The organism is Streptomyces sp. NPDC059989, assembly GCF_042736975.1.
Lineage (GTDB): Bacteria > Actinomycetota > Actinomycetes > Streptomycetales > Streptomycetaceae > Streptomyces.
On the sequence record NZ_JBHWUO010000026.1, the window covers coordinates 1 to 24,846 of the forward strand.

14 protein-coding genes and 1 riboswitch are annotated in these 24,846 nt (G+C 72.1%); of the genes, 6 read left to right on the forward strand and 8 right to left on the reverse strand.

The window, feature by feature from the left end; all coding sequences use genetic code 11:
- Positions 1-583 precede the first annotated feature (583 nt).
- Positions 584-1,633 carry a phosphatidylinositol-specific phospholipase C domain-containing protein gene (locus ACFWBN_RS23220; protein WP_385178809.1) on the reverse strand — a complete coding sequence of 350 codons (1,050 nt, stop codon included), beginning with the start codon at positions 1,631-1,633 and terminating at the stop codon, positions 584-586.
- A gap of 204 nt (positions 1,634-1,837) precedes the next feature.
- Between ACFWBN_RS23220 and ACFWBN_RS23225 the strand changes: the two genes are divergently transcribed.
- Positions 1,838-2,785, forward strand: coding sequence for a trypsin-like serine peptidase (locus tag ACFWBN_RS23225; protein ID WP_385178810.1), 948 nt, complete (start codon positions 1,838-1,840; stop codon positions 2,783-2,785).
- A gap of 95 nt (positions 2,786-2,880) precedes the next feature.
- Positions 2,881-3,489 (forward strand): TetR/AcrR family transcriptional regulator, encoded by a 609-nt coding sequence (locus ACFWBN_RS23230; protein WP_385178811.1) that lies wholly within the window; start codon positions 2,881-2,883, stop codon positions 3,487-3,489.
- A 54-nt stretch (positions 3,490-3,543) separates the two neighbouring features.
- Here ACFWBN_RS23230 and ACFWBN_RS23235 read toward each other — a convergent pair whose 3' ends face one another.
- Both ACFWBN_RS23235 and ACFWBN_RS23240 read right to left on the reverse strand, forming a co-directional pair.
- Positions 3,544-4,989 (reverse strand): FAD-dependent oxidoreductase, encoded by a 1,446-nt coding sequence (locus tag ACFWBN_RS23235; RefSeq protein WP_385178812.1) that lies wholly within the window; start codon positions 4,987-4,989, stop codon positions 3,544-3,546.
- Between the two features lie 128 nt (positions 4,990-5,117).
- Positions 5,118-6,047 (reverse strand): oxidoreductase, encoded by a 930-nt coding sequence (locus tag ACFWBN_RS23240; protein WP_385178813.1) that lies wholly within the window; start codon positions 6,045-6,047, stop codon positions 5,118-5,120.
- Positions 6,048-6,203: 156 nt separating this feature from the next.
- Here ACFWBN_RS23240 and cbiE point away from each other — a divergent pair, with 156 nt between their 5' ends.
- The 3 genes from cbiE to ACFWBN_RS23255 are packed head-to-tail and all read left to right on the forward strand — an operon-like array spanning position 6,204 to position 8,971.
- Positions 6,204-7,457, forward strand: a complete 1,254-nt coding sequence (gene cbiE / locus ACFWBN_RS23245) for a precorrin-6y C5,15-methyltransferase (decarboxylating) subunit CbiE (RefSeq protein ID WP_385178814.1) — start codon at positions 6,204-6,206, stop codon at positions 7,455-7,457.
- Position 7,458: 1 nt separating this feature from the next.
- Positions 7,459-8,208: a precorrin-4 C(11)-methyltransferase gene (gene cobM, locus ACFWBN_RS23250; RefSeq protein ID WP_385178815.1), complete on the forward strand. Its 750-nt coding sequence runs from the start codon at positions 7,459-7,461 to the stop codon at positions 8,206-8,208.
- On the forward strand, positions 8,198-8,971 hold the full coding sequence (locus tag ACFWBN_RS23255; protein ID WP_385178816.1) for a cobalt-precorrin-6A reductase: 774 nt from the start codon (positions 8,198-8,200) through the stop codon (positions 8,969-8,971). The genes cobM and ACFWBN_RS23255 overlap by 11 nt, the downstream gene beginning before the upstream one ends.
- 93 nt (positions 8,972-9,064) lie before the next feature.
- Here the strand turns inward: ACFWBN_RS23255 and ACFWBN_RS23260 are convergent, their stop codons facing one another.
- Genes ACFWBN_RS23260 through ACFWBN_RS23270 form a run of 3 tightly spaced genes read right to left on the reverse strand, consistent with a single transcriptional unit; the run spans position 9,065 to position 12,438 of the window.
- On the reverse strand, positions 9,065-10,561 hold the full coding sequence (locus tag ACFWBN_RS23260) for a precorrin-2 C(20)-methyltransferase (protein ID WP_385178817.1): 1,497 nt from the start codon (positions 10,559-10,561) through the stop codon (positions 9,065-9,067).
- Positions 10,558-11,205 carry a precorrin-8X methylmutase gene (locus ACFWBN_RS23265; protein WP_385178818.1) on the reverse strand — a complete coding sequence of 216 codons (648 nt, stop codon included), beginning with the start codon at positions 11,203-11,205 and terminating at the stop codon, positions 10,558-10,560. Before ACFWBN_RS23265 ends, ACFWBN_RS23260 begins: the two co-directional genes overlap by 4 nt.
- A 36-nt stretch (positions 11,206-11,241) precedes the next feature.
- Positions 11,242-12,438 (reverse strand): cobalamin biosynthesis protein CobG, encoded by a 1,197-nt coding sequence (locus tag ACFWBN_RS23270; protein WP_385178819.1) that lies wholly within the window; start codon positions 12,436-12,438, stop codon positions 11,242-11,244.
- Between the two features lie 438 nt (positions 12,439-12,876).
- A riboswitch (cobalamin riboswitch) is annotated at positions 12,877-13,035 on the forward strand.
- Positions 13,036-13,067: 32 nt separating this feature from the next.
- Between ACFWBN_RS23270 and cobN the strand changes: the two genes are divergently transcribed.
- Positions 13,068-16,685, forward strand: coding sequence for a cobaltochelatase subunit CobN (gene cobN / locus ACFWBN_RS23275; RefSeq protein WP_385178820.1), 3,618 nt, complete (start codon positions 13,068-13,070; stop codon positions 16,683-16,685).
- A gap of 273 nt (positions 16,686-16,958) precedes the next feature.
- Here the strand turns inward: cobN and ACFWBN_RS23280 are convergent, their stop codons facing one another.
- The gene (locus tag ACFWBN_RS23280) at positions 16,959-17,585 is read right to left on the reverse strand and encodes a hypothetical protein (RefSeq protein WP_385178821.1); all 627 of its coding nucleotides are present in this window, start codon (positions 17,583-17,585) and stop codon (positions 16,959-16,961) included.
- 9 nt (positions 17,586-17,594) lie between these two features.
- Positions 17,595-24,620 (reverse strand): polymorphic toxin-type HINT domain-containing protein, encoded by a 7,026-nt coding sequence (locus tag ACFWBN_RS23285; protein ID WP_385178822.1) that lies wholly within the window; start codon positions 24,618-24,620, stop codon positions 17,595-17,597.
- Positions 24,621-24,846: the final 226 nt, after the last annotated feature.

The following is a 24,846-nucleotide window of genomic DNA, read 5'->3' on the forward strand; positions in this document are numbered from 1 at the left end:
TCGTCCTGCGGGGACCCTCCTGCGTGTCCCCACCCCAACCCCCACTCCGCCCCCGCCCGACGCGCGCTTCGAATCCACTCCCCCCACACCGAGCCGGGGCCCTGGGACCCGCGGGGGGAGCGGGGGCGCGCAGGGGCGTCCCCGCAGGACGAGCGCGCAACCAAAGCAGCACGCCAGTGACGAGGCATAGTGCGCGAGGACGAGGAGACGTCCCGGAGGGACCCCGCGCACGGCCCGGGCACTCCGACCCCGCCCCGGCGAAACAAACCCACCTGGCCGACCCCGCCGGGGGGATAAACCCAGCCCGGGGGGACAAACCCAGCCCCGCCGGCGATTGAGGCGCGGGGTCTGGGGCGGAGCCCCAGCAACGGCGCCAAGCCCGGCCGGCCAGACCCCGCCCAGGGGAATCCCAGCCTCGCCGGCGTTTGAGGCGCGGGGTCTGGGGCGGAGCCCCAGCAGCGGCGCCGAGCCCGGCCGGCCAGACCCCGCCCGGGGGCGCCAAACCCAGCCCCGCCGGCGATTGAGGCGCGGGGGCGGAGCCCCCGGAGCGGCGGCGCGGCCCGGCCCAGGCCCTGGTGGCGGCCTAGCCCCGTGGTACGACCGCGCCCAACACCTGCGGCAGCGGGTACCAGTCCGCGGAGACGATCGACGCGTGGCGCCCGGCCAGGAGGGCGAGGCGGTCGCGCGCCTGGGCCTCCGTCGGGCGGGTGGAGTCGATGGCGGGGGCGACGTTGTGGGCGTCGGTGGCGATCACCAGGTAGTGGTTGCGGTCGTACCAGCCGGTGTCGACGGAGCCCGAGGCGTACACGCTCGCGTCCCCGTCGAAGATCACGAACCAGGGCCGCAGGGAGGCGTCGGCGTAGCGGGTGACGCGCGGGTCGCCCGCCTCGGCCCGGTGGACGGCGGGGAAGGCGGCGGCCTGGCCGAGCCGGCCCTGGGCGGCGAGGGAGCGCAGGTGGGTGGCGTACTCGCGGTCGGTCCACAGGGTGTCGGAGCCGTTGCCCTCCTCCACGGTGCCGGGGATCAGCTCCACGATGAACTTCCCGGCGAGCGCGGCGCGGCTGGGCCAGGCCCCGGCGCGAGCGGCGGCGTCGAGGTCGGGGTGGCCGGCGGCCAGCTGTCCGGGGCGGTAGACGGCGTCCCCGAGCTTCCCGGTGAGCAGTGCGTCGAGTTCGGCCGGGCCGCGGCCGAGGTTGGCGGCGAAGCCGTCCTTGAGCTCCAGCTTGAGGACGACCGGCCGGTGGCCGGGGTGGGCGTCGTGCCAGCTGCGGATGTCGGAGAGGCAGCCGGCGAGGTTCTGGTTGCGGGACTTGGTGCGCAGCTGGGCCGGGCCGGTGGCGTTCTCGCAGTTGTTGTCGTTGCCGAAGGGGTTGTCGTGGGAGACCCGCCACGAGCTGCCGAAGAAGTTGGTCCAGACGTCGAGTTCGAGCATGGCGGCGCCCGAGTCCAGCGCGTCCGCGAAGTAGGGGTACTTGGCCTTCTCGTAGGCGTTGTGCACGCCGACGCCCGTCGATCCGGCGTACGGGAGGTCGTCCGAGGGGCCCGCGGCGCCGGCCGGGGCCGTGCCCAGCGCGAGGGCGGCGGCCGCCAGTGCGGCGGTGACGGCGCCCGCCATCCGGTTGCGCAATCTCATGATCTCGACTCCTGTCGACTCGGTGGGAGTTCAAGTCGCCCGGAGAGTATGGGAGTTGAATGACGGGCGGAAGGCCGGGACATGGCGCGGCGACGACCGGGGGGCCGCTGTGACAACGGACACGTGGGCGGGACGGAACCCGGGCCCTCGCTCCCCCATCGAACGAGGAGTCGGAGGTGTCTGCGGGGGCGGGAGTAGGACCACATGTTCAGCAAGGTGCGCGGGCGGGCCGTACGGGCCTCCGTGTTCTTCGGCCTCTGCGCGCTGCTCGTCGCCGGCGGCGTGTACGTCTGGGAGCTGTGGGGCGTGGCCGCCCACCGCGCGGACGGGGACCGCGCGCTGGGCACCTACCAGCAGGACCCCGAGCGGGCCGACCGGACGGCGGCCGCCGTCCTGGACGGGATCGTCCAGGAGGACCCGAACCCGCCGGTGGACGGCAAGGCCTTCGCCGGCGGCGCCGTGAACTGGAAGTCGGCCGGCTGGCAGCCCTCCGACCCCCTGGAGGCCCGGCCCGCGCCCGCCGAGCCCGCGATCGGCGCGCTCTTCTCCCCCGGCTCCGACGGCGACCCCGACCACCACTGCTCGGCCGTCGTGGTCCACTCCCCCGGCGGCGACCTGATCGTCACCGCCGCCCACTGCGTGTACGGGGCGGGCTTCCGCACCAATCTCGCCTTCGCCCCCGGCTACCGCGACGGCGTGGCCCCGTACGGCGTGTGGGTGCCCACCCGGATCGACGTGGACCCCCGCTGGACCGAGGAGCAGGACCCCGACCGCGACATCGCCTTCATCCGGCTGCGCCGCCCCGGCTATCCAGGCCAGCGGCTGGAGGACGTCACCGGTTCCGAGACGATCTCCTTCCGGCCGGAACTGCCCGCGCCCGCCCGGGTCGTGGGCTATCCGAACGATTCCGAGCAGCCGCTGGACTGCCGGAACGCCGCCCGTGCGGCGGGGCCGACGCAGCTGCGGATCGACTGCGCGGACGTCCCCAACGGCACCAGCGGCGGCCCGGTGCTGACCGACGGCCATACGCTGATCGGCGTGATCGGCGGTCGCGACGGCGGCGGCGACGAAGAGACCTCGTACAGCAGCTACTTCGACGACGGCGTCCGCGCCCTGTACGAGCGGGCCACCAAGCCCCCGAACCGCGCCTAGCTCGTGTCCTGGAGTGCTTTTCTAGAAGGACCCTCTAGTTCCGGGTATTGCTAGGCTCTCCGCCACACACCAGCGGACACCGACGGGACTGGACCATGTCTCCCAAGCAGCAGCGCGGCGAAGCCACCGTCGACCTCCTCCTCACCGCCGCCCTGCGGGTGTTCGCCGAGTCCGGCCAGCAGGGGTTCACCGTGAACGCGGTCGTCTCGACCAGCGGGGTGAGCCTCGGCAGCCTCTACCACCACTTCGGCAGCTTCGACGGCCTGGCCGCCGCCCTGTACATCCGGTGCATGGACATGCTGTGCGACGACATGGTCGCCGCGCTGAACCGGTGCCGCACGGCGCGCACCGGCCTCCGTTCGTGGGTGACGTCCTACCTCCGCTTCACCCAGGAGCACCGTGACGTCGCACTGTTCCTGCACGCCTCGGCCTACTCCGGCTACCTGGTGGCCCACGCCGAGGAGATCGGCGCGGCCAAGGCGGCCAAGTTCGCGGCCATCATGGACTGGCTGCGGGTGCGCGTCGAGCGCGGCGAGATCGCCCCGCTCCCGGCCCCCGTGATCGAGGTCATGGTCATGGGCCCGCTCACCGAGGCCGCGCGCCGCTGGCTGTCCAGCACCTACGAGATCGACCTCAACGAGGCCGCCCGCCACCTGCCCGACCTCATCTGGCGCTCCCTGCGCCCCGAGTACGACGAGCGCTGAGCGGGGCCGGCCGGCCGGTGCGGCCGCCTGCTTCCGGGCGGCCGCACGGCGCGATCAGGCAGAGCCCGGCGGACCGTGGTGGGGCGGGTAGGCGGTGGTCGCCGGGGCGGTCGGGGTGCGCCACTTGGACAGGACGCGGAGCATCGTGGCCGGGCCGAGCAGGGTGTTCGGCGAGGCGGACAGCGACAGCACCCCGAAGAACCGGTCGGAGAGGGCGGGGTCGGTATTGGCCCCCACCATCACCCGTGACATGTAGCGCTGCAGGACGCGGGTGGCCCGGTCCGGCGGCGGTCCCTCCGTCTCCGGGTAGCGCATGTCCTCGCTGGTGGCGATCTGCCAGGCCACCTCGGCCGCCGCCACCGTCCTGCGCTGGATCCGCGGCGCCGCGGCGGGCACGTCGGCGACCGGCAGCATACGGATCTCCTTGCGCAGGGCGTCCGCGGCCAGGGCGGCCACCGTCATGCCGTGCCCGTACACCGGGTTGAACCGGCAGGCCGCGTCGCCGAGCACGACGAAGCCGGCGGGCGGGCGGTCCAGGCGCTCGTAGTGGCGCCATTCATTCGCGGTGGCCCGGAAGCCGATGGGGGACGAGAGCGGCTTCGCCGTGCGGATGGCGTCGTAGAGCGCGGGGCTGCGCAGGCTGCGGGCGAAGCCGAGGAACTCCTCCTCCTTGGTGGGCGGGGAGTGCTCGCCGTTGCCGATGAGGGTCACCAGCCACCGGTCGCCGTCCTGCGGAAGGACCACGGCCCCGCGCGGGCTCTCCGGGCGGCCCTGGACGTACATCCCCTGCCAGCGCCGACCGGGGTCCTGCGGAATCTCGAAGTAGCGGCTGGAGTAGCCGAGATGGGAGTCGTAGCGGCTGATTTCGGGGGCGGAGTGGCCGAGGGCCGCGAGCCAGGCCGAGGCCTTCGAGGTGCGGCCGGTCGCGTCGACCACGAACCGGGCGGCCAGCCGGTCACCGGCCTGGAGCTCCACGCCGGTCACCGCGCGGCCGTCCGCCGTGCCGACGAGCCCGGTGGCCGCACTGCCGGCCCGCAGCCGGATCCGCTCGTGCTTCAGGACCTCCCGACGCACCGTCCAGTCGATCAACTCCCTGCCGCCCACGAGGAGTTTGGCGCCGGGCACCGAATGGAACCAGTCGGCCGGGCTCAGCCAGAGGAAGTCCCCCGGCGTGTCCAGCAGGGCGGCCCCGTCCGCGATCAGCCTGTCGGTGATCCCGGGCAGCAGCTCTTCGATCAGCTGCACGCCGCGCGCCCACAGCACGTGCGCGTGCCGGGACTGCGGCACACCGGGCCGGAACTCCGGCCCGTCCCCTGTCAGTTCGTCCCGCTCGACCAGGGTCACGCACGCGAAGCGGTCCGCGAGCACCCGGGCCGCCAGCAGCCCGGCGACGCCCGCTCCGAGGACCACCGCGTGGTCCCGGGGGTCGGGTTCGCCGGGGGCCGTGCCGAGCGTGTCCGGTCGGGCTTCTGGGTGGTTGTCCTTACCGTCGTCGTCCATGCCGCCGAGTGTCCGGGGGCGGGGGCCGCAGGTCACGCCCGCTCCCGGGGCGCCTTGAGGCGTGCCGGGGGCGGACGGACTCACGCGCGGGGCGCCCGCGCGCGGCGGCATGGCCGGCCCCGGGCGGATCAGCGCGGCAGGGATGCGTACGAGACTCCCGTGAGCTTCTCGGAGGCGGCCCAGAGCTGTTCGCCGGACTTGTCGTCCAGGGTCCACTTCGCCCGCCAGGAGCGGGCGGGCGCGCCGCGCCAGCCGAACCGCGGGCCTATGAACGCGTCCTGCCGGACCCCGGGCGCCGTGGCCGCGTACAGCGTGGGCAGCGCGCCCCCGGCGGCGGGCTGCGCGATGACGTCGTTGGCGAGCGCCACCCCGCGCGCGTAGAGCGTGCCGCCGTCCTGCGTCGCGCCGGCGTGCAGGTTGGTGGAGGCGTAGCCGGGGTGGGCGGCGGCCGCGAGGAGGGTGGATCCGGCGGCGGTGAAGCGGCGGGACAGCTCGTGCGTGAAGAGCAGGTTGGCCGTCTTGGAGCGGCCGTAGGCGACCCAGCGCCGGTAGCCGCGCTCGTAGCCCAGGTCGTCGTGGTCGATGTTCCCCAGCACGTGGAAGCCGCTGGAGACGTTGACGATCCGGGCCCCGGGAGCGGCGGCCCGCAGCCGCGGCAGCAGCAGTCCGGTCAGCGCGAAGTGCCCGAGGTGGTTGACCCCGAGCTGCGTCTCGAAGCCGTCGGCCGTCCGCCCGAACGGGAGGGCCATCACGCCCGCGTTGTTGATCAGCAGGTCCAGGGCGGCGTGCCGCTCTCCGAACGCCTTCGCGAACTCCCGTACGGATCCCAGCTCCGCGAGGTCGAGCTCGGCGAACTCCACCTCGGCTCCCGGCACTTCGCCGCGCAGCCGGGTCACGGCGGCCCGGCCGCGCGCGGCGCTGCGGCAGGCCAGCACCACGGAGGCGCCGCGCCGGGCGAGCTCGCGGGCGGCCACGTAGCCGATCCCGCTGTTGGCCCCCGTCACGACGGCGGTCCGGCCCCTCTGGTCGGGGATGTTCGTGGCGTTCCAGCCCGGCATGGCAGCTCCCTGGCGACACGGTGGGTTACCGAGCGTAGACCCATGGCCCCGGCCGCGTGGGCGGGGGTCGGCAGCGGTGACCGAAGGCGCAGGCCAGTAGGCTGCGGGTCCGCACCCTTGTTCCGCTGTCCCCTTCCTGTTCCGAGGTACCGCGCAGTGAGTTCCGCACCGCCCCCCATACCCGTGACGGTCGTCGGCCTCGGCGCCGACGGCTGGGCCGGGCTCACCGCCGCCGCGCGGTCCGCGCTGTCCGCCGCCGAGGTGCTGATCGGCGGGCCGCGCCAGCTCCACCTGCTGCCGCCCGCCGACTGTCCCGGTGAGCGGGTGGCGTGGCCGAGCCCGCTGCGGCCGGCCGTGCCGAAGCTGATGGCCGAGCACGCGGGCCGCCGGATCGCGGTGCTGGCGAGCGGGGACCCGATGTTCTACGGGATCGGCCGGGCCCTCGCCGAGGAGCTGGGGCCGCGGTCGCTGCGCGTCCACCCGCACCCCTCCTCCGTCTCCTACGCCTGCGCCCGCCTGGGCTGGCCCGTCGAGGACACCGAGGTGGTCACGGTGGTGGGCCGCCCGGTGGCCCGGCTCGCGGCCGCCCTGTACGAGGGGCGGCGGGTGCTGGTGCTCAGTGCCGGAGCGGCGACCCCGAACGAGATCGCTGCTCTGCTTCGAGAGCGGGGCTTCGGCCCGAGCCGGATGCGGGTGCTGGAGCAGCTCGGCTCCGAGCGCGAGGACGCGTACGAGGGCGTGGCCGACGGCTGGGACCACCCGCCGGGCGATCCCCTGAACGTGGTGGCCGTGGAGTGCCGCCGGGACCCCGCCCACCCCGCCCCCCGGCTCGGCGCGACCCCCGGCCTGCCGGACGCCGCGTACGAGCACGACGGGCAGCTCACCAAGCGCCGGGTCCGTGCCGCGACCCTGTGCGCGCTGGCCCCGGCCCCCGGCGAGCTGCTGTGGGACATCGGCGGCGGCTCCGGCTCCATCGGCATCGAGTGGATGCGGACGCACCCCTCGTGCCGGGCGGTGGCGGTGGAGCGCGTACCGGAGCGGGCGGCGCGGATCACCCGCAACGCGGCGGCGCTCGGTGTGCCGGGCCTGCGCGTGGTCGTCGGCGCGGCGCCGGAGGCCCTGGAGGGACTGCCCGCCCCTGACGCGGTGTTCATCGGCGGCGGGCTGACCGCGCCGGGACTGCTCGACGCGGCATGGGCGGCGCTGGCCCCCGGCGGCCGGCTGGTGGTCAACACCGTCACCCTGGAGTCGGAGGCGGTCCTCACCGACCGCTACCGGCGGTACGGCGGCGAACTCGTGAAGCTCTCGGTCGCGCACGCCGTGCCGGTCGGCGGTTTCACGGGCTGGCGCCAGGCGATGCCGGTCACCCAGTGGTCGGTGACGAAGTCGACGAACGAGAGGGATCTCTGACATGACCGTGTACTTCATCGGTGCGGGCCCCGGCGCCGCCGACCTGATCACGGTGCGCGGTGCCCGGACCCTGGCCGCCGCCCCCGTCTGCCTGTACGCGGGCAGCCTCGTCCCGCGCGAGCTGCTGGCCGAATGCCCGGCGGACGCCCGGCTGGTCGACACCTCGCAGCTGAACCTGGACGAGATCATCGCCGAGTGCGTACGGGCCCACGCGGCGGGCCAGGACGTGGCGCGGCTGCACTCCGGCGACCCGTCGATCTTCAGCGCGGTCGCGGAGCAGATGCGGCGGCTCGACGCGGCCGGCATCCCCTACGAGGTCGTCCCGGGCGTCCCGGCCTTCGCGGCGGCGGCCGCCGCCCTGAAGCGGGAGCTGACCGTCCCCACCGTCGGCCAGACGGTCATCCTCACCCGGATCGCCCAGCAGGCCACCCCGATGCCGCCGGGCGAGGACCTGGCCACGCTGAGCCGCAGCGGCGCGCTGCTGGTGCTGCACCTGGCCACCCGCTACGTGGACCGCGTCGTCGACGAACTGCTGCCGCACTACGGGGCCGAGTGCCCGGTGGCGGTGGTGGCGATGGCCAGCCGCCCCGACGAGCTGATCCTGCGCGGCACGCTGGCCGACATCGCGGCCCAGGTGAAGGAGCACGGCCTGGTCCGCACCGCGGTCATCGTGGTGGGCCGCACGCTGGGCGCCGAGCAGTTCCGCGACAGCCACCTGTACTCCGCCGAACGCGACCGGCATGTCTGCTGAGCCGGCCCTCCGACCGGCCCACCACGTACTGATCCTGGGCGGTACGACCGAGGCCAGGCAGCTCGCGGAGGCGCTGGCGCCCGACCCCTCGGTCCAGGTGACCACGTCGCTCGCGGGCCGGGTCACCTCGCCGGTGCTCCCGCCGGGCGACACCAGGATCGGCGGCTTCGGCGGCATCGCGGGCCTCGCGGGCTGGATCGTCGGCCATGACGTCACGCGCGTCGTCGACGCCACCCACCCCTTCGCGGAGCGGATGAGTTTCCACGCCTCCGAGGCGGAGGCGCTCACGGGCGTCCCGCTGCTGGCGCTGCGGCGTCCCGGCTGGACTCCGGGAGCCGGCGACGACTGGCGGTTCGTCGACTCCCTCGAAGAGGCGGCCGCGGTACTGCCCTCGCTCGGCAGCCGGGCGTTCCTGACCACCGGCCGGATGGGGCTGCACACCTTCGCGCCCCTGACCGACACCTGGTTCCTGGTGCGTTCGGTGGACTCGCCGGCCGCGCCGGCCCCGCCGCACCTCGAAGTGCTCCTCGCCCGCGGCCCGTTCACCCTGGCCGACGAGCGCGAGCTGCTCGCCCGCCACCGGATCGACGTGCTGGTCACCAAGGACAGCGGCGGCTCGGCCACCGCCCCCAAGCTCACGGCCGCCCGCGAGGCGGGCATCCCGGTCCTCGTCGTACGCCGCCCCGCCGTGCCGGAGGGCGTACCGGAGGCGGATTCGGTGGCCGCGGCCCTGCGGTGGCTCGGCGTCGCGGATTCCGCGTAGGCGGATTCACCGTAGGCGGATTCACCGTAGGACGGCGGAGGGCCCGGGGTGGTTCACCGCCCCGGGCCCTCCGTCCGACAACGCCTCAGCCGGTCACGGGTAGCGGCGCGGGGTCCACGTGATCCGCGAGCCGTCGGCGCGCTCGGTGACCCGGGTCTGCGAGGAGCCGATCAGCAGGAGCGTGCGCATGTCCACTTCGGACGGCTCCAGTTCGGCGAGCGTGAGGATCCGCACCGACTGCTCCGGACCGCCCACGTCGCGCGCCACGACCACCGGGGTCTCGGGCGAACGCAGTTCCAGCAGGAGTTCCCGGGCCTGCGCCACCTGCCATGTGCGGCTGCGCGAACCGGGGTTGTACAGGGCGAGCACCAGGTCCGCCGAGGCGGCCGCGCGCAGCCGCTCCGCGATGACCTCCCACGGCTTGAGCCGGTCCGAGAGGGAGATGGTGGCGTAGTCGTGGCCGAGCGGGGCGCCGGCCGCGGCGGCTGCCGCGTTGGCCGCAGTCACCCCCGGCAGGACCCGTACGGGAACGTCCTTGTACTCCGCCTGCCCGGCGACCTCCAGGACCGCGGTGGCCATGGCGAAGACCCCCGGGTCGCCGCCGGAGACCACGGCCACCCGCTGTCCGCGGCGGGCCAGGTCGAGGGCGAACTCGGCGCGCTCCGACTCCACCTTGTTGTCGGAGCCGTGCCGGATCTGGCCCGGCTTCACGGGCACCCGGTCCAGGTACGTCGTGTACCCGACCAGCACCTCGGCGTCGGCCAGCGCCCGCCGGGTCTCGGGGGTCAGCCACAGCGGCCCGGCGGGACCGGTGCCGACGACCGCGACCTCGCCGGGACCGGACGGGACGCTGCCCGGGTTGCCGATCCGGCTGGGCACCACCGCGACGGCGAAGTAGGGCACGGATTCGGGGTCGGTGTCGGCGAGCCGGCCGGTCCGCTCCCCCTCCATCGTGGCGCGCTCGACGTAGCGGGCCTCGGCCAGCCGGCCGCTCTTGTCCATCGCCCCGCGCACGGCCGGGAAGGTCCGGCCGAGCTTCATCACGACCGCCGAGTCGGTGGCGGCGAGGCGGGCTGTGAGCTCCTCCTCGGGCAGGGTGCCGGGGAGGATGGTCAGGACTTCCTCGCCCTCCACGAGCGGGGTGCCGAGCCGGGCGGCGGCGGCGCTCACGGAGGTGACACCGGGGATGACCTCGGTCTCGTAGCGGTCGGCGAGCCGCTTGTGCATGTGCATGTACGAGCTGTAGAAGAGCGGATCGCCCTCCGCGAGCACGGCCACGGTCCGGCCCGCGTCCAGGTGGGCGGCGAGGCGCGCGGCGGCGGCCTCGTAGAACTCCTCCATCGCGCCCTGGTAGCCGCCGGGGTGGTCCGTGGTCTCGGTGGTGACCGGGTAGACCAGCGGCTCCTCGACGTGGTCCGCGCGCAGGTGCTTCGCGGCGATCGAGCGGGCGATGGAACGGCCGTGGCGGGCGCTGTGGTAGGCGACGACGTCCGCTTCGCCTATCACCTCGACGGCGCGCAGGGTCATCAGGGAGGGGTCGCCGGGCCCGAGCCCGACCCCGTACAGCCGCCCCTTGGCGATGTCGCTCATTCTTCCTCGCTCGCGATCGCGTTGACGGCGGCGGCCGCGATGGCGCTGCCGCCGCGGCGGCCCCGCACGATCAAGTGGTCGAGACCCGAGGGGTGTTCGGCGAGGGCGTCCTTGGACTCGGCGGCGCCGATGAAGCCGACGGGGACGCCGATGACGGCGGCCGGGCGCGGGGCGCCCTCCTCGATCATCTCCAGCAGCCGGAAGAGCGCGGTCGGCGCGTTGCCGACGGCGATCACCGAGCCCTCCAACAGGCCCCGGTCGCGCCAGACTTCGAGGGCGGCGGCGCTGCGCGTGGTGCCCATCTTCGCGGCGAGTTCGGGGACCGCCGGGTCGGAGAGGGTGCAGATCACGTCGTTGCCGGCGGGCAGCCGCTTGCGGGTGACGCCGCTGGCGACCATCTGCACGTCGCACAGGATCGGCGCACCGGCGGTGAGGGCGGCGCGGGCGCGCAGCACGACGTCCGGGGTGTAGCCGAGGTCCTTCGGCAGGTCGGTCATGCCGCAGGCGTGAATCATGCGCACCGCGACCTGGGCGACGGAGGCGGGCAGCCCGGAGAGGTCCGCCTCGGCGCGGATCGTGGCAAAGGACTGGCGGTAGATCGCTGCGCCGTCCTTCTCGTACTCAAACACTGTGTACTCGCTCATCTCTTCACTGCGTCTTCGGGACTGTGGTCTTTGTCTTCAGGAACCAGGAACATGGAGTGGGTTGCGCGCGGCGGCGAGGGTCGCGGCCAGTTCGTGGCGTGCCACCGGGTCCGCGCCGAGCCGGTACCCGTCGGGCGTGGCCACCAGGTCCACCCAGGCCGTGCCGCGCGGATGCCCGCAGCGGCGTTCGCAGCCGGACCAGTGCACGGGCAGGGGGCCCCGCGTCCGCTCGGCGACGGCCCGCGCGTCGGCGCGTACGTCGGCCAGGGACTTGGCGCAGCCGGGCCGGCCGGTGCAGGCGGTGACGGACTCCCAGGGGCTGTCGGGCGAGGTGACGAGCCCGGCGGGACGGGCGGCGGTGTCGGTGACGACGATGCTGCGCCACGGTGTGATCCGCAGATCGCCGGGCAGCTGCCGCCACTGCGCGGTGTCGAGCCGGCCGAGGGGGATCAGGACGCAGAGCGCGCCCGCGTGCACGCCGGGCGCGGGCGGGTCCGCGTACGGACGGGGGGCGTCGGGAACATACCGCGCACGAATTCCGGCACTCTCCAGCCGTGCGGCGAACTCCTCGACGTCCAGGGCGTGTTCGGGGGGCAGCTCGGCGATCCGCCAGGCCCGCGTCCCGGCGGCGGCCGCGGCGTCGAGGAAGTGGAGGGCGGCCTCCAGGCCGGCGGCCGCGGCATCGGCGGCGGCCACCTCGACGGCGGCCGGCGCCGCACCGAGCCGAACGAGCACCCGGCCGCCGGGCTGCGCGAGCAGGGTCACGTCGGGGTCGAGGGCGGCCACGTCCCCTCGCCCGTCGTCGACGGCGAACAGGAACCGGCCGGACAGCGCGGCGGCCTTCGGCTCGGCGCACAGCGCCCGGTCCAGGGCGCGCACCGGGGCCGGATCGGCCAGCGGGCTGGCGACGATGTTCCGGATCCGCTCGTGGCTCGGCCGGGGCAGCAGCCCGGCGGCGCCGAGCAGTTCGGCCAACTCGCCACCGCAACCGTCGGAAAGCCCGCGCAGCTGCACGTTCCCGCGCGAGGTCAGCTCCAGGTACCCGTCCCCGAACCAATCCGCGGCCTCCGCCAGCGCGGCGGCCTGCGCGGCGTCGAGCAGCCCGCCGGGAATCCGGACCCGCGCCAGGAACCCGTCGTCGGCCGCGTGCAGGCGCAGGGCGCCGGGGCAGGCGTCGCCGCGCTCCCGTATGACGGGCTCGTCCCGCACTGCGTCGGAAGGGGGCTGGGGCATGGCGGCGAGCATACCCACGATTCCCCTCCCCCGACCTGTGTCCGTCACCACCCCACCCCTCCCGACCAGCCACATCCACCCCCGCCGGCCGCCCCATCCAAGGCGTGCCCGCCCCACACCTCCAGCCCCACGCGGGCCACCTCCAGCCCCACGCGGGCCACCTCCAGCACCACGCCGGCCACATCCAGCACCAAGCCGGCCACATCCAGCCCTACGTCGGCCATATCCAGCCCCGCCGGCGTTTGAGGCGCGGGGTCTGGGGCGGAGCCCCAGGTCTTTTCAGCCCCGCCGGCGTTTGAGGCGCGGGGCCCGGGGCAGAGCCCCGGCGACGGCGCCGCAGCCGAATCCGCCCGTCCACGCCAGTGCGAACGCACCGGCAGAGCCCCGGCAACGGCGCCGCCCCCAGACCACCCCCACTCCCGGCCAGGGAAAGGGCCCCCTAAGATGACCTTCCGGCGGACCACACGGCCCGCCGTCGCCGAGGACGGCGACATGGGAGGAAGCCCGGTGGAAGTCCGGCGCGGTCCCGCCACTGTGAACCCGGCAGCCAACGGCCAAAGGGTGAGTCAGGAACTCCCGCTGTCCTCACTGCCCGGGGCGCGGAAACCCCGAGGAAGGCCTGCCGCCGCATGATCCTGCTGCTGTCGACGTCCGACACCGATCTGCTCAGCGCTCGCGCAGCGAACACGGGGGACGCCCCCGTCCCGTACCGGTTCGCGAACCCCTCCCGCCTTCCCCTCGACGACCTCCCCGGCCTCCTCGACGGAGTCGACCTGGTCGTCGTACGCCTCCTCGGCGGGCTCCGCGCCTGGCAGGAGGGCCTCGACCTGCTCCTCGCCCCCGGCCAGACCCGCCCGGTCGTGGTCCTGACCGGCGAACAGGCCCCGGACGCCCAGCTGATGGAGGCCTCCACGGTCCCCATCGGCATCGCCGCCGAAGCGCACGGCTACCTCGCCCACGGCGGCCCCGCCAACCTCGACCAGCTGGCCCGCTTCCTCTCGGACACGGTCCTGCTCACCGGCCACGGCTTCGAGCCCCCCGCCGGCGCCCCCACCTGGGGCCCCCTGGAGCGCACCGCGCAGCACACCACCGGCCCCAAGGTCGCCGTGCTCTACTACCGCGCCCACCAGATGAGCGGGAACACCGCCTTCGTGCACACCCTGTGCGAGGCCATCGAGGCCAAGGACGCGCAGGCGCTCCCCCTCTACGTCTCCTCCCTCCGCACCCCGGAGCCGGAGCTCCTGGCCGCGCTGGAGGGCGTCGACGCCATCGTCACGACCGTCCTCGCGGCCGGCGGCACCCGCCCCGCCACCGCCTCCGCGGGCGGGGACGACGAGTCCTGGGACGCGGGCGCCCTCGCCGCCCTCGGCGTGCCGATCCTCCAGGCCCTGTGCCTCACCGGTTCCCGCAGCACCTGGGAGGAGAACGACGAGGGCCTGTCCCCCCTCGACGCCGCCACCCAGGTCGCCGTGCCCGAGTTCGACGGCCGCCTGATCACCGTCCCGTTCTCCTTCAAGGAGCTCGACGAGGACGGCCTGCCCGCTTACGTTGCCGACCCCGAGCGGGCCGCGCGGGTCGCGGGGATCGCCGTACGCCACGCCCGCCTCAGCCACATCGAGCGCCGCGACAAGAAGGTCGCCCTCGTCCTCTCCGCGTACCCCACCAAGCACTCCCGCATCGGCAACGCGGTCGGTCTCGACACCCCGGCCAGCGCCGTGGAGCTGCTGCGCACCCTCATCGCCGGCGGCTACGACTTCGGCCCCGCCGACCAGATCCCCGGCCTGGTCTCGGGCGACGGCGACGAGCTGATCCGCGCCCTGATCGAGGCCGGCGGCCACGACCAGGACTGGCTGACCGAGGAGCAGCTGGCCCGCAACCCGGTCCGCATCCCGGCCGCCGACTACCGGCGCTGGTTCGCCGAGCTTCCCGCCGAGCTGCGCGAGAGCGTCGAGGAGCACTGGGGCGAGGCCCCCGGCAACATGTTCGTGGACCGCTCGGCGAACCCGGAGGGGGACATCGTCCTGGCGGCCCTGCGCCGCGGGAACCTCCTCATCCTCATCCAGCCGCCGCGCGGCTTCGGCGAGAACCCGATCGCGATCTACCACGACCCGGACCTGCCTCCGTCGCACCACTACCTGGCCGCGTACCGCTGGATCCAGGCACGCGCGGAGGACGGCGGCTTCGGCGCCGACGCGATGATCCACCTGGGCAAGCACGGCAACCTCGAATGGCTCCCGGGCAAGAACGCCGGCCTGTCGGCGTCCTGCGCGCCCGACGCCGCGCTCGGCGACCTCCCCCTGATCTACCCCTTCCTGGTCAACGACCCGGGCGAGGGCACGCAGGCCAAGCGCCGCGTGCACGCCACGCTCGTCGACCACCTGGTGCCGCCGATGGCCCGCGCGGAGTCGTACGGCGACATCGCGCGCCTGGAGCAGCACCTGGACGAGTACGCCCAGATCTCCGCGATGGACCCGGCCAAGCTGCCGGCCATCCGCGCGCAGATCTGGACCCTGATCCAGGCGGCGAAGCTCGACCACGACCTGGGTCTGGAGGAGCGCCCGGACGACGACGGCTTCGACGACTTCCTGCTCCACGTCGACGGCTGGCTGTGCGAGGTCAAGGACGCCCAGATCCGCGACGGCCTGCACGTGCTCGGCGGCGCCCCGACGGGTGCGGCCCGCGTCAACCTGGTCCTCGCGATCCTGCGCGCCCGCCAGATCTGGGGCGGTACGACGGCCCTTCCGGGTCTGCGCGAAGCCCTCGGTCTGGACGAGTCCGCGGCGACCCGCACCTCGGCGGACGCCGTGGAGGAGCAGGCGCGCGCCCTGGTCCAGGCGATGGAGGACGCGGGCTGGGACCCGTCGGCGGTGGCTTCGGTCGCGGCGGAACACTCGGCGGACGTCGCCGCGGTGCTGGACTTCGCCGCCCGCGAGGTCGTCCCGCGCCTGGCCGGCACCACGGACGAGATCGCCCACGTCGTGGCCGCCCTGGACGGCCGCTTCATCCCGGCCGGCCCCTCGGGCTCGCCGCTCCGCGGCCTGGTCAACGTCCTCCCGACCGGCCGCAACTTCTACTCGGTCGACCCGAAGGCCGTCCCGTCCCGCCTGGCGTGGGAGACGGGCCAGGCCCTGGCCGAGTCCCTCCTCACCCGCTACCGCACGGACAACGGCGAGTGGCCGGCCTCGGTCGGCCTGTCCCTGTGGGGCACGAGCGCGATGCGCACCTCGGGCGACGACGTGGCGGAAGCCCTGTCCCTGCTGGGCATCCGCCCGGTCTGGGACGAGGCCTCGCGCCGGGTCACGGGCCTGGAGCCCATCCCCCTCGCCGAACTGGGCCGCCCCCGCATCGACGTCACCCTCCGCATCTCGGGCTTCTTCCGCGACGCGTTCCCGCACGTCATCGGCCTCCTCGACGACGCGGTCCGGCTGGCGGCGTCCCTGGACGAGCCGGCCTCGGACAACTTCATCCGCGCCCACGCCCAGGCGGACCTGGCCGCCCACGGCGACGAACGCCGCGCCACCACCCGTATCTTCGGCTCGCGCCCGGGTACGTACGGGGCCGGCATCCTCCAGCTGATCGACTCCCGCGACTGGCGTACGGACGCCGACCTCGCGGAGGTCTACACGGTGTGGGGCGGCTACGCGTACGGCCGCGGCCTGGAAGGCCGCCCGGCCCGCGACGAAATGGAATCCGCCTACAAGCGCATCACGGTGGCGGCGAAGAACACGGACACCCGCGAGCACGACATCGCGGACTCGGACGACTACTTCCAGTACCACGGCGGCATGGTGGCCACGGTCCGCGCCCTGCGCGGCACGGCCCCGGAGGCGTACATCGGCGACTCCACCCGCCCGGAGACGGTCAAGACCCGCACCCTGGTGGAGGAGACGTCCCGCGTCTTCCGGGCCCGCGTGGTCAACCCCAAGTGGATCGAGGCGATGCGCCGCCACGGCTACAAGGGCGCCTTCGAGCTGGCGGCAACGGTGGACTACCTCTTCGGCTACGACGCCACGACGGGCGTGGTCGCGGACTGGATGTACGACAAGCTCACGGAAACCTACGTCCTGGACCCGGAGAACCGCGCCTTCCTGGAGGAGGCCAACCCGTGGGCCCTGCACGGCATCGCGGAACGCCTCCTGGAGGCGGAATCCCGCGGCATGTGGGAAAAGCCGGACCCCCAGATCCTCGAATCCCTCCGCCAGGTCTACCTGGACACGGAGGGCAACCTGGAAGGCGAAGCGGAGTAAACACCTGACGAGGGGTGATCCTGGGGCGATGTGCCACTACTGCGGCTGCCGCCAGATCCCCCTCATCAAGGAGTTCATCGCCGAACACGAGGCGGTGACGAACGCGGCGGGCGACGCCCTGCGCGCACTGGACGCGGACGACCTCCCGAAGGCCCGCGCCCTGGTCGGCACGATGAAGGCCGTCCTCCTCGCCCACTGGAAGGGCGAGGAGGACGGCCTTTTCACGCACGAGGCCCCGCCAGACACGCTGGCGGGGCCTCGACGTTCAGCTGGTCACTTCCAGTCGTTGGCCTCGGCGAACTCTTCCAGGGAAGGGGTCACCGCGGCGGCGAACTCGCGTGCAGAGTTGCGTAGTTCGACGAGCGCCGACAGGGCATCAGGCTGCTGCCCCGCGCCGCCCGACCTCCGGGAAAGCAAACCCAGTGCTGCGCCTGCCGCATCCAATTCGCGTTGGACAAGCGGGCCGGGAGGAGGCCTCTCTTCACCGCTCCGCACAATCACGGGTTTCTCTCCCGAGAGTTTGAAATCGACCATCGAGAAGAGCGTTCGCACCGTCTTGAGGGCAGTTTCGACACGGTCGCCGGATGGCATCAACGATGAAGCCAGCGATTCCCCGACCAGCCCGACGGCCTGATCGGCGTAGAAGCCGGGATGCGCAGTGGGATCCGCATCCTCGAATTCCTCCTCGTCGTCCTCCACCTCAAGCCAGTCGAGCATGGCTGAGCAATCGTCTGCCGCATCCTCTCCGGCAGCCATCCTCCATGCCAGCTCCAGCCCGCTTTCAAGCCAAGCCCGCTGCTCCTCTGTACCGAGGATTCGGCAGAAGGGCGCAGCCCTTTCGGCCGTTGCGGCGCAGAGCATGATCAGCTCAGAGTCCGACAGAGCAGAAAAACCCTCCACGACACCTCCTTAATCACCCGATAGCCAGAAATACCTGAACGGAGAATACTTAATGGTTCCATGCCCACCCTTGAGGGTCATGCCACGGACGTCCATCAGGGGCAGGCAATGCTCGAAGCAGAAGTTTGTTGTCGCCGCGCCGAAGATTATATGTTCATCCGGCCCGAGGTTCTTGATGATGCTCTCCTCGGCATGACCTGCGGCCTGAATGAACTCTTCTCCTTCTCGAAGCGTCCATGCTGCCGGCTGGTCGGCGCCCCCGCTGATACCGATACGGATTGCTACCTTCTTGGTCGCAGAGTTGAACACACCGATGACTGCCGTGGTGCCCTTGTAGTGCGCTCCGGGGAAGTCATCTCGGGTCGACTGCAGTTCCTGCGCTCGATCATGAGCTCGAATTGCGTCATCTTCGGTCGCAGCTCCGCAGTTGTGAACCAGGACCGACATCCCGGCAACGGCAACATAGTACGTGTGGAAGTCGGCAACCGTGAGGTTGTGCGTGGTGACGGCGTACGGGTAGTTGCGGGTCGCCTGGACGGTGAGGGTGCTGCCGTCGGCCTGGCGGAGCTTCTCGCCGAGGGCGAAGTCACCGGCGTCGATCCACTGGCGGCGGGTTTCGCTCCAGTGCGGGTGATGAGAGGTGGACGTGAGGAGCGACGGCGGGCCGCGGGGATTGGCGTCGTCGGTGAGGGTGAGGTCGGTGAATTCCTTGTCGTCAGGCGTGGTGATCGTGGCCGTGACCGTCTTGGGTGCGGTCTTGCCGGTCTGGGGGTCCGTAGCCAGGACCTGGTCGCCTACCTCGACGTCCTCAATGGCCTTGGTCGTACCGTCGGCCATCTGGACACGGGTACCCGTGGGGAAGCTGTTCCGCTTTATCGGGCAAGAGGCACCCGCGTCGGAGTCACCGCGCGAGCTCGATCCTCCACTGCCCGAATCGGCTTCGCTTCTGCTGGCCTTGGCCTCAGTACCGGCGGAGTCACTGGCCGATTCCTTGGCCGCCTTCGCGTCCGCTGATTTGGCTGCTTGTGACGCTGCGGCCGCTGCTTCGTCCTCAGCCTTCTTGGCCTTCGAGAAGGCCTCCATCGCCTTGGCCGCTCGGCTTTCCGCCGCATGGATCGTGTCGTAGGCCTTGTTCATCTCCTTGTAGATCTTGACGGCCTTGATGCCGACCTTGATGGCCTTGAAGAGCTTGCCCCAGGGCACGGCGTTCAGGGCGGTGTTGATGCATGCCATCACATCGCCCTTGGTGAAGCAGTCCCGGGCGTCGTTGAAGCCGATCAGGTCCCCGATGAGGTCGACGACACTGTGGACGAGCTCCTCACGGTGCTTCTTCGCCTTGGCCACTTCGGCGTTGGCGTCGTCGAGGTCCGTCTTGGTCTTACCCGAACCGCCACGGTTGCTCCCTTGGTCGCCGTTGCCGCTGGGCTTCGGCTTGGGCATCGTCGGCGTGGAGATCCAGGTGCGATTGCCTCCGCATTCGTTGTTCTCACACGGATAGGCCAGGCCGCTCGGGTCGGCCTTGTTGATCGGGTCGTTGCCGGCGTAGCCGTAGGCGTTCCACTGCTGCGGGTTGCGTGCGTCGATGACGGGGTCAGGGCTGATGAAGCGGCCCGTCGTGGGGTCGTACTCGCGGGCACCGAGGAGGGTGAAGCCTGTGGCCTTCTCCTTCGTGCCGCCGACGAAGCCCTTGTCGCCCGCCCAGGCACCGGGTGCCGGCTGGGTGCCGCGCTCATTGCCGAAGGGGTCGGTCGGGCGACGGACCTGAGCGAGGTCGGAGGCGTTGAACTGGACACCGTTGGTCCCGTGTCGGTCCGATGCCTGGTAGGCCAGTGACGAGGTGCCACCGGTCGTGGTCCGGGTGACGGCCAAGCCGCCGGGGGCGCTGTAGCTACGGACGTTGGTGACCTTGCCCGATGCCGTTTCCAGAGTGATCTGGTCACTGCCGAGGCTCAGCATGGTCGAGCCCGGGTCCCTGCGGATGAGCTGGTTGCCGGAAGCGTCGTAGAGGTAGCTGGTGCCGGCGCTCTCGCCGGTACCGGTGATCTTGTCGAGCTTGCCCTGGTCGTTCCAGGTCAGGGTCTTGGTGCCCGGAGTGCTGGTGATGGACGCCGTGTTACCCGAGGCGTCGTAGGTGTACGAGGAGAGCTTGGTGCCCGTGCTGCTGGTCTCCGTGGAGGTCATCAGCGCGTGCGGGCCGCCCGTACCCCCGCCGGTCTTCGGGTCCGTCGACTTGATGTTGGGACCGGTGCCGAAGGTCTGGGTGACCGTGGTGTCCTTGGCCACGACGCCGGTGACGTCCTTCTTCACCAGCTTGGTGCGGTTGCCGAGCTTGTCGTACTCGTACTGCTGCCAATAGGGAGCGGGACCGCCCACGCTTGGCTTGCCCGTGCCGTCGACCGCCGGACCGTCAGTGTTGGCGCAGCCGCCAATGCCGCGGACGCTCGGCTGCGGAGCAGTGCTCGTGGCGCCCGTGTCGGTCCACGCCTGCGCCATGCGGCCCAGGTAGTCGTACGTGAAACACTGCAGGTCACGGGTGGCCCCGTCCTGCGTGTTCCCGACGGAGGTGAGCTTGCCGACCTTGTTGTAGGTGTAGTCGACGACGTCGACACTCGCCGTGGCGGCTGTCTGCTTGTCCAGCGTCGTGCGCACCGGGCGACCGGTGCCCATGTCGTAGTCGAGGGTGGAGACGACCTGCTTGCCGCTCTTGCCGACCGTCGAACGGATCGCCTGGCCGAAGGCGTCGTATCGCACGTCTACGACGTACGGGCTGAGGGTTGAGCCGATCAGGCCATCCATCGCGAGCATGTTGCCGGCGTTGTCGACATTGAAGGTGAGCGTCTCGGCCTTCAGCCCCGCGGCGGGGATCGCCGGAAGGGTGGTCGACTCCAGCTGGCCGTACGGGCTGTAGGTGTTGGTCGACTCGTAGACCCCCTGGAGCTTCCCCTCCCCGGCCGGGATCGTGGTCTTCATGCCGAGCGGCCGGTAGCCACCGTCGTAGCCGGTGATCTCGGAGACGTACGCGGCTCCGGTGCTCCCGCCCACGAAGCGGGTGGTGGTGTCGGGCTTTCCGATGGCCTTGGCGTCGTAGGTGAGAGCACTCACCTGCTTGGCCGCGTCGACCGCCGTGCCCTCGTACATCGCGATGGTGCGGCCGAGGATGTCGGTGACGGTCGTGGCGCTCTTGCCGCGGGCGTCGGTGGCCGTGACCAGGTTCTTGCTGTCGTCGTAGACGGTGGTCGCGATGCCCGAGTCCGGGTCCGTCGTCTTCACCGTGCGGCCCAGGAGGTCGTAGGTGAAGGTCCACTCGTTGTTGGCGGAGTCCTTGCGGGACACCTCCTTGCCCTGGGTGTTGCTGACGTACGTGGTCTCGTCGTAGGCACCCGTGGGGGTGTTGCTCTTGTACTGGCGCAGGACCGAGGTCAGGCCGTTGGTGATGGTCGCCGTGGCGAAACCACCGGCCGGCGGGATCGTACGGACCTCGTCCGCGCCCGGGTACTCGGTCTTCGAGCGCCACTGCTCGATACCGAAGGACTGGAAGACCGAGTCGGTCACACGGTCCAGCCCGTCGAACACCGACACCTGCTGGGCCGGGATCTTGCTGTCCGGGTTGACGCCGCCGTTCGGCAGGAAGAGAGCCGCGGACGGGTCATTCTCGTCGTTGTAGTACGGCACGCTTGTCTTTACCTGGCGGCCGTGCGCGTCGAACAGCGCGTCCGTGATGAGACGGCCCGTCACTCCCGAGCCCGGCGTGGCCTGCGTCTGGCGGACGCGGCCCAGGCCGTCGTAGAGGGTGTAGCTGGAGGTGTAGGTCTGGCCGTCCTTCATGAGCGCCTGGCTCAGAGCCATCGACGGCGCGTTGGTGCCGTTCATCGCGTACGAGAACTTGCGCACCGGCAGGAACGAGTTGGCCCGTTCCTGGCCCGGCTGCCAGATCGCGGTGATCCGGCCGAGGGCGTCGTACTCGCGCTCGCCGACGTGGTTGTTCTCGTCCTTCGTGATCAGCGGCAGGGCGCGGCCGATGTCGAGGGTGGTCGAGGACTTCCAGCCCAGCGGGTTCGTGTGGACGACCTCGGACGGCAGTACGCCGGTGGCCGGCTTGTACTCGGTCGAGGTGACCGCGCCGCCGGGGTGGGCGGCATCCTTACGAACCTTGTTGGTGTTGCTGGTGACGCGGCCGTAGCCGTCGTAGGTGGAGGTGGAGTTCAGGCGGTACACCGGCTTGCCGGCGCCGTCGTACTTCTCCAGGACCTCCGTGCCCGTCTGGTCGGCGGTCGCGAGCGTCTGGCCGAGCGGCTTGCCGTCGAAGTACGAGCGGGTGTCGCCCACCGTGTTCGCAGGGGTCGGGGTCTGGCCGCACGCAGTGGACAGGACCAGGGTGCGGGAGGCCAGCTCGGTCAGGGTTCCGCCCGGACCCGTCGCGTACTCGAACGTGGTGCAGAGGCGTTCGTTCGCCTTCGAGACGTCGCGGACGTCGTCGACCTGGAGCGGTCGCGAGAGGAGCGTGCTGTCGTATGTCGACGTACGTTCACTCGTGCGCCAGGCGCCGCTGGCGAGCTTGTCGCGCGTGGTCACCTTTCCGGTGTTCATCGCACGGGCAGTGATGGCCGGCATGCCCCCCGACTGCGCGCGCGTAGCGGTGACCGCGCCGAGCCACGGGGTGGACACCTCGTCGCCGACGACGGTGCCGCCGTCGCGGTCGTAGGTCTCGACCTGGCGGACGAAGCCCGACAGGACGTCCTCGTCCTTGATGCTGCCGCCCTGCGCGTCGGCGACGTTCACGGTGCGCTTGCTGCCGTTGGCCAGGACGTCGCCGTCCATGCCCCGCAGGAAGGTGGCCACCGACTTGCTGCGCGGGCCGTCCGCCGCGTTGCCGTTGCCGGTGCGGGTGGTGACGGTCGCGTAGCCGCGGAACTGGTCCCACGTACGGGTCTTGGGGTCGGCCGCCTCGGAGTCGTTGCGGTGCCAGGCGACGCCGCCGCCGTACTCGTAGTCGGTGACCGTGGTGACCTGGCCGGCGACCATGTCCTGCTGCGTGACGGACTGGACGACGATCTTGTTGAACCAGTCGTTGACCGGGTCCGGGTAGGACTGCCCCGGCAGGTACCACTTGACCGGCATGCAGGCCATCGTGTTGCCGTCCTCGGAGGACGGCATGGTGCCCCTGACCCGCGAGCACTCCGCGGCCTTGTAGACCACGTTGATGCGGCCACCGGTCTCGGTGGTGATGGTCTGGATGCGCGGACGGTTGTAGGACGGGGCCGAGGCCTCGGTGCCGTCCGGGCGCTTGACGACGCCGTCGACGCGGTTGGCGATCTGCAGCGGCTGGAAGGAGACCTCGGGCAGCGTCTGCGCCGTCTTGCCGTTGGAGCCGGTGCGCTGGATCGAGTCGAGCCACAGGGTCGGGGAGGTGCCGTCGCCCGGGTCCTGGAAGGAGTGCTTGAAGGCGTAGGAGTCGACCCTGCGCCAGGCGGTGCCGGTCCACACCTCGCTGTAGAGCTGGGTGAACTTCTTCGTCGTGAAGTAGGTCGGCGAGAGGTTCAGGCACTGGCCGGTGGCCGGGCACTCCTGGTCGACGGGAGTGTCGGGCCAGGACTTGGCGTTGGCCTTGGTGCGCTGGGCCGTGTCCGTGCAGGTGACCGTGCCGATGACGACGCAGCGCTCGGCGTTCTTGAGCACGATCTGGGCGGCCGGCTTGGCGGCGCCCTTCGCGGCGATCTGGTCGGGCAGGCGCTGGCCGTAGCCGATCCAGGTCGGGTAGGAGGCGCGCTGGTACTTGGTGTTGGTGCCGGTGCCGTTGTTCTGGCCGCCGCCGCGCCCGTAGTAGTTGTTCTCCTGCTCGTAGCGGTAGGAGACCAGGTTCTGGTGCGGGTCCACGACGTAGTCGAGGTTCCACTGCCAGCCCAGCTGCTGCCAGGTGCCGTTGGCGGGGGTGTCGGCGCCCAGGCACTTGTCCTGGCCGCTGTTGAAGTACACGGGGACGGTGGAGACCGACTTGGCCTCCGGGTCCGTGCCGTCGCCGCCGGGCAGGCGGTTGGAGCCGAAGTAGTACTGGGTGCCGTCGGTCGTGGTGACCTTGAAGCCCTCGCCCTTCCAGGCCGCGTTCCGCTGGCCGGTCAGCCGCTCGATCTTCGTGCCGTCCTCGCCCTGGAGGTGGTACTGGCACGTGGCGTCGTCGCGGACGATCTGTCCCGCGTGACCCGCGAGCGAGAGGGAGAGGATGTCGCCGCCCCAGCACTCGTCGCCCGACTCCGCGATTCCGGCGTCCGCGCAGCCCTTGTACGAGCGGGAGATCGAGCCGGGGCTCCACTCCCAGCCCTCGCCGAACATGCCGGCCTGGCTGTTCGTCGAGGCCGTACGGCCGTCGATGGCGGAGGAGTCGTAGCCCAGGGCCACGTCCGGGCCCGCGCCCGCGATGGAGGACGGGACCTCGACGGTGTAGCCGTAGGTGAAGTTCGCGGCGTTGGAACCGGCCTGCCAGGAGGCCGACGGGAGCAGCGGAGTCGCGGAGAAGTCACCGCTCGCGCCCGAGGCGCCCGCTTCCACGGCCAGGGCCACGCCCTGGGCGGCGAGCACCTGCGGGGCGCTCTCGGGCGCGGACTGCGGCGCCGACTTCAGGAGGGAGGAACCCGCGGGCGCCGCCGCGGTGGCCTTCGGGGCCTCGACCTCGGCGACGAGGAGTCCGGAGGGGGCGCGGTGCGAGGCGACCGGGGTACGGGTCGTGCAGCCGGCGGCGCCGGGGGTGGTCAGGGCGCAGGTCGGCAGCTGGACCACCCGGGCGCGGTCCGCCCAGTTGGCGCCGGCCGAGGTGGCCCAGGCGGCGACGTCGAGGCCGACCTTGACCGTGCCCGACGGGGCGCTGCCGGCCGGGTTCGTGAGGGCGACGAGGGCGCCGTTGACGCCGGCGGCCCTGGTGCGGTCCGCGTCCTTCACTTCGACGGTGAGGGCGCCGACGCCCTGGGTGCCGGCCGCGTTCTGGGGCTGGCCGGCGGCCGCGGAAGGCTTCGCACTCTTTCCGGGTGCGACCCATACGGGCAAAGCTCCGGCCTGAACCGACTCCGGCCCGGCGCCCGTTCGGGATGTGGCTGAAATGTGCAGGTCAACGGTTGCTGTGCCGGCCGGAAGCTTTCCCTTCGCATCCGGCGCCCATTTCCGGCCGGATTCGGTCCGCTTTGCCGACGGCTTCGCGCTGGAGCCCTTGACCGGCTTGGTGTTGGACAGGGGTGTGTTCGGTGGAACCCACACCTTTGGCGGCTTGTCAGCC

Excerpts from the sequence above, each read along its gene's own strand:
- ACFWBN_RS23220 (WP_385178809.1), bottom strand. The coding sequence starts at position 1,633 with ATGAGATTGCGCAACCGGATGGCGGGCGCCGTCACCGCCGCACTGGCG.
- ACFWBN_RS23225 (WP_385178810.1), top strand. The coding sequence starts at position 1,838 with ATGTTCAGCAAGGTGCGCGGGCGGGCCGTACGGGCCTCCGTGTTCTTC.
- ACFWBN_RS23230 (WP_385178811.1), top strand. The coding sequence starts at position 2,881 with ATGTCTCCCAAGCAGCAGCGCGGCGAAGCCACCGTCGACCTCCTCCTC.
- ACFWBN_RS23235 (WP_385178812.1), bottom strand. The coding sequence starts at position 4,989 with ATGGACGACGACGGTAAGGACAACCACCCAGAAGCCCGACCGGACACG.
- ACFWBN_RS23240 (WP_385178813.1), bottom strand. The coding sequence starts at position 6,047 with ATGCCGGGCTGGAACGCCACGAACATCCCCGACCAGAGGGGCCGGACC.
- cobM (WP_385178815.1), top strand. The coding sequence starts at position 7,459 with ATGACCGTGTACTTCATCGGTGCGGGCCCCGGCGCCGCCGACCTGATC.
- ACFWBN_RS23255 (WP_385178816.1), top strand. The coding sequence starts at position 8,198 with ATGTCTGCTGAGCCGGCCCTCCGACCGGCCCACCACGTACTGATCCTG.
- ACFWBN_RS23260 (WP_385178817.1), bottom strand. The coding sequence starts at position 10,561 with ATGAGCGACATCGCCAAGGGGCGGCTGTACGGGGTCGGGCTCGGGCCC.
- ACFWBN_RS23265 (WP_385178818.1), bottom strand. The coding sequence starts at position 11,205 with ATGAGCGAGTACACAGTGTTTGAGTACGAGAAGGACGGCGCAGCGATC.
- ACFWBN_RS23270 (WP_385178819.1), bottom strand. The coding sequence starts at position 12,438 with ATGCCCCAGCCCCCTTCCGACGCAGTGCGGGACGAGCCCGTCATACGG.
- cobN (WP_385178820.1), top strand. The coding sequence starts at position 13,068 with ATGATCCTGCTGCTGTCGACGTCCGACACCGATCTGCTCAGCGCTCGC.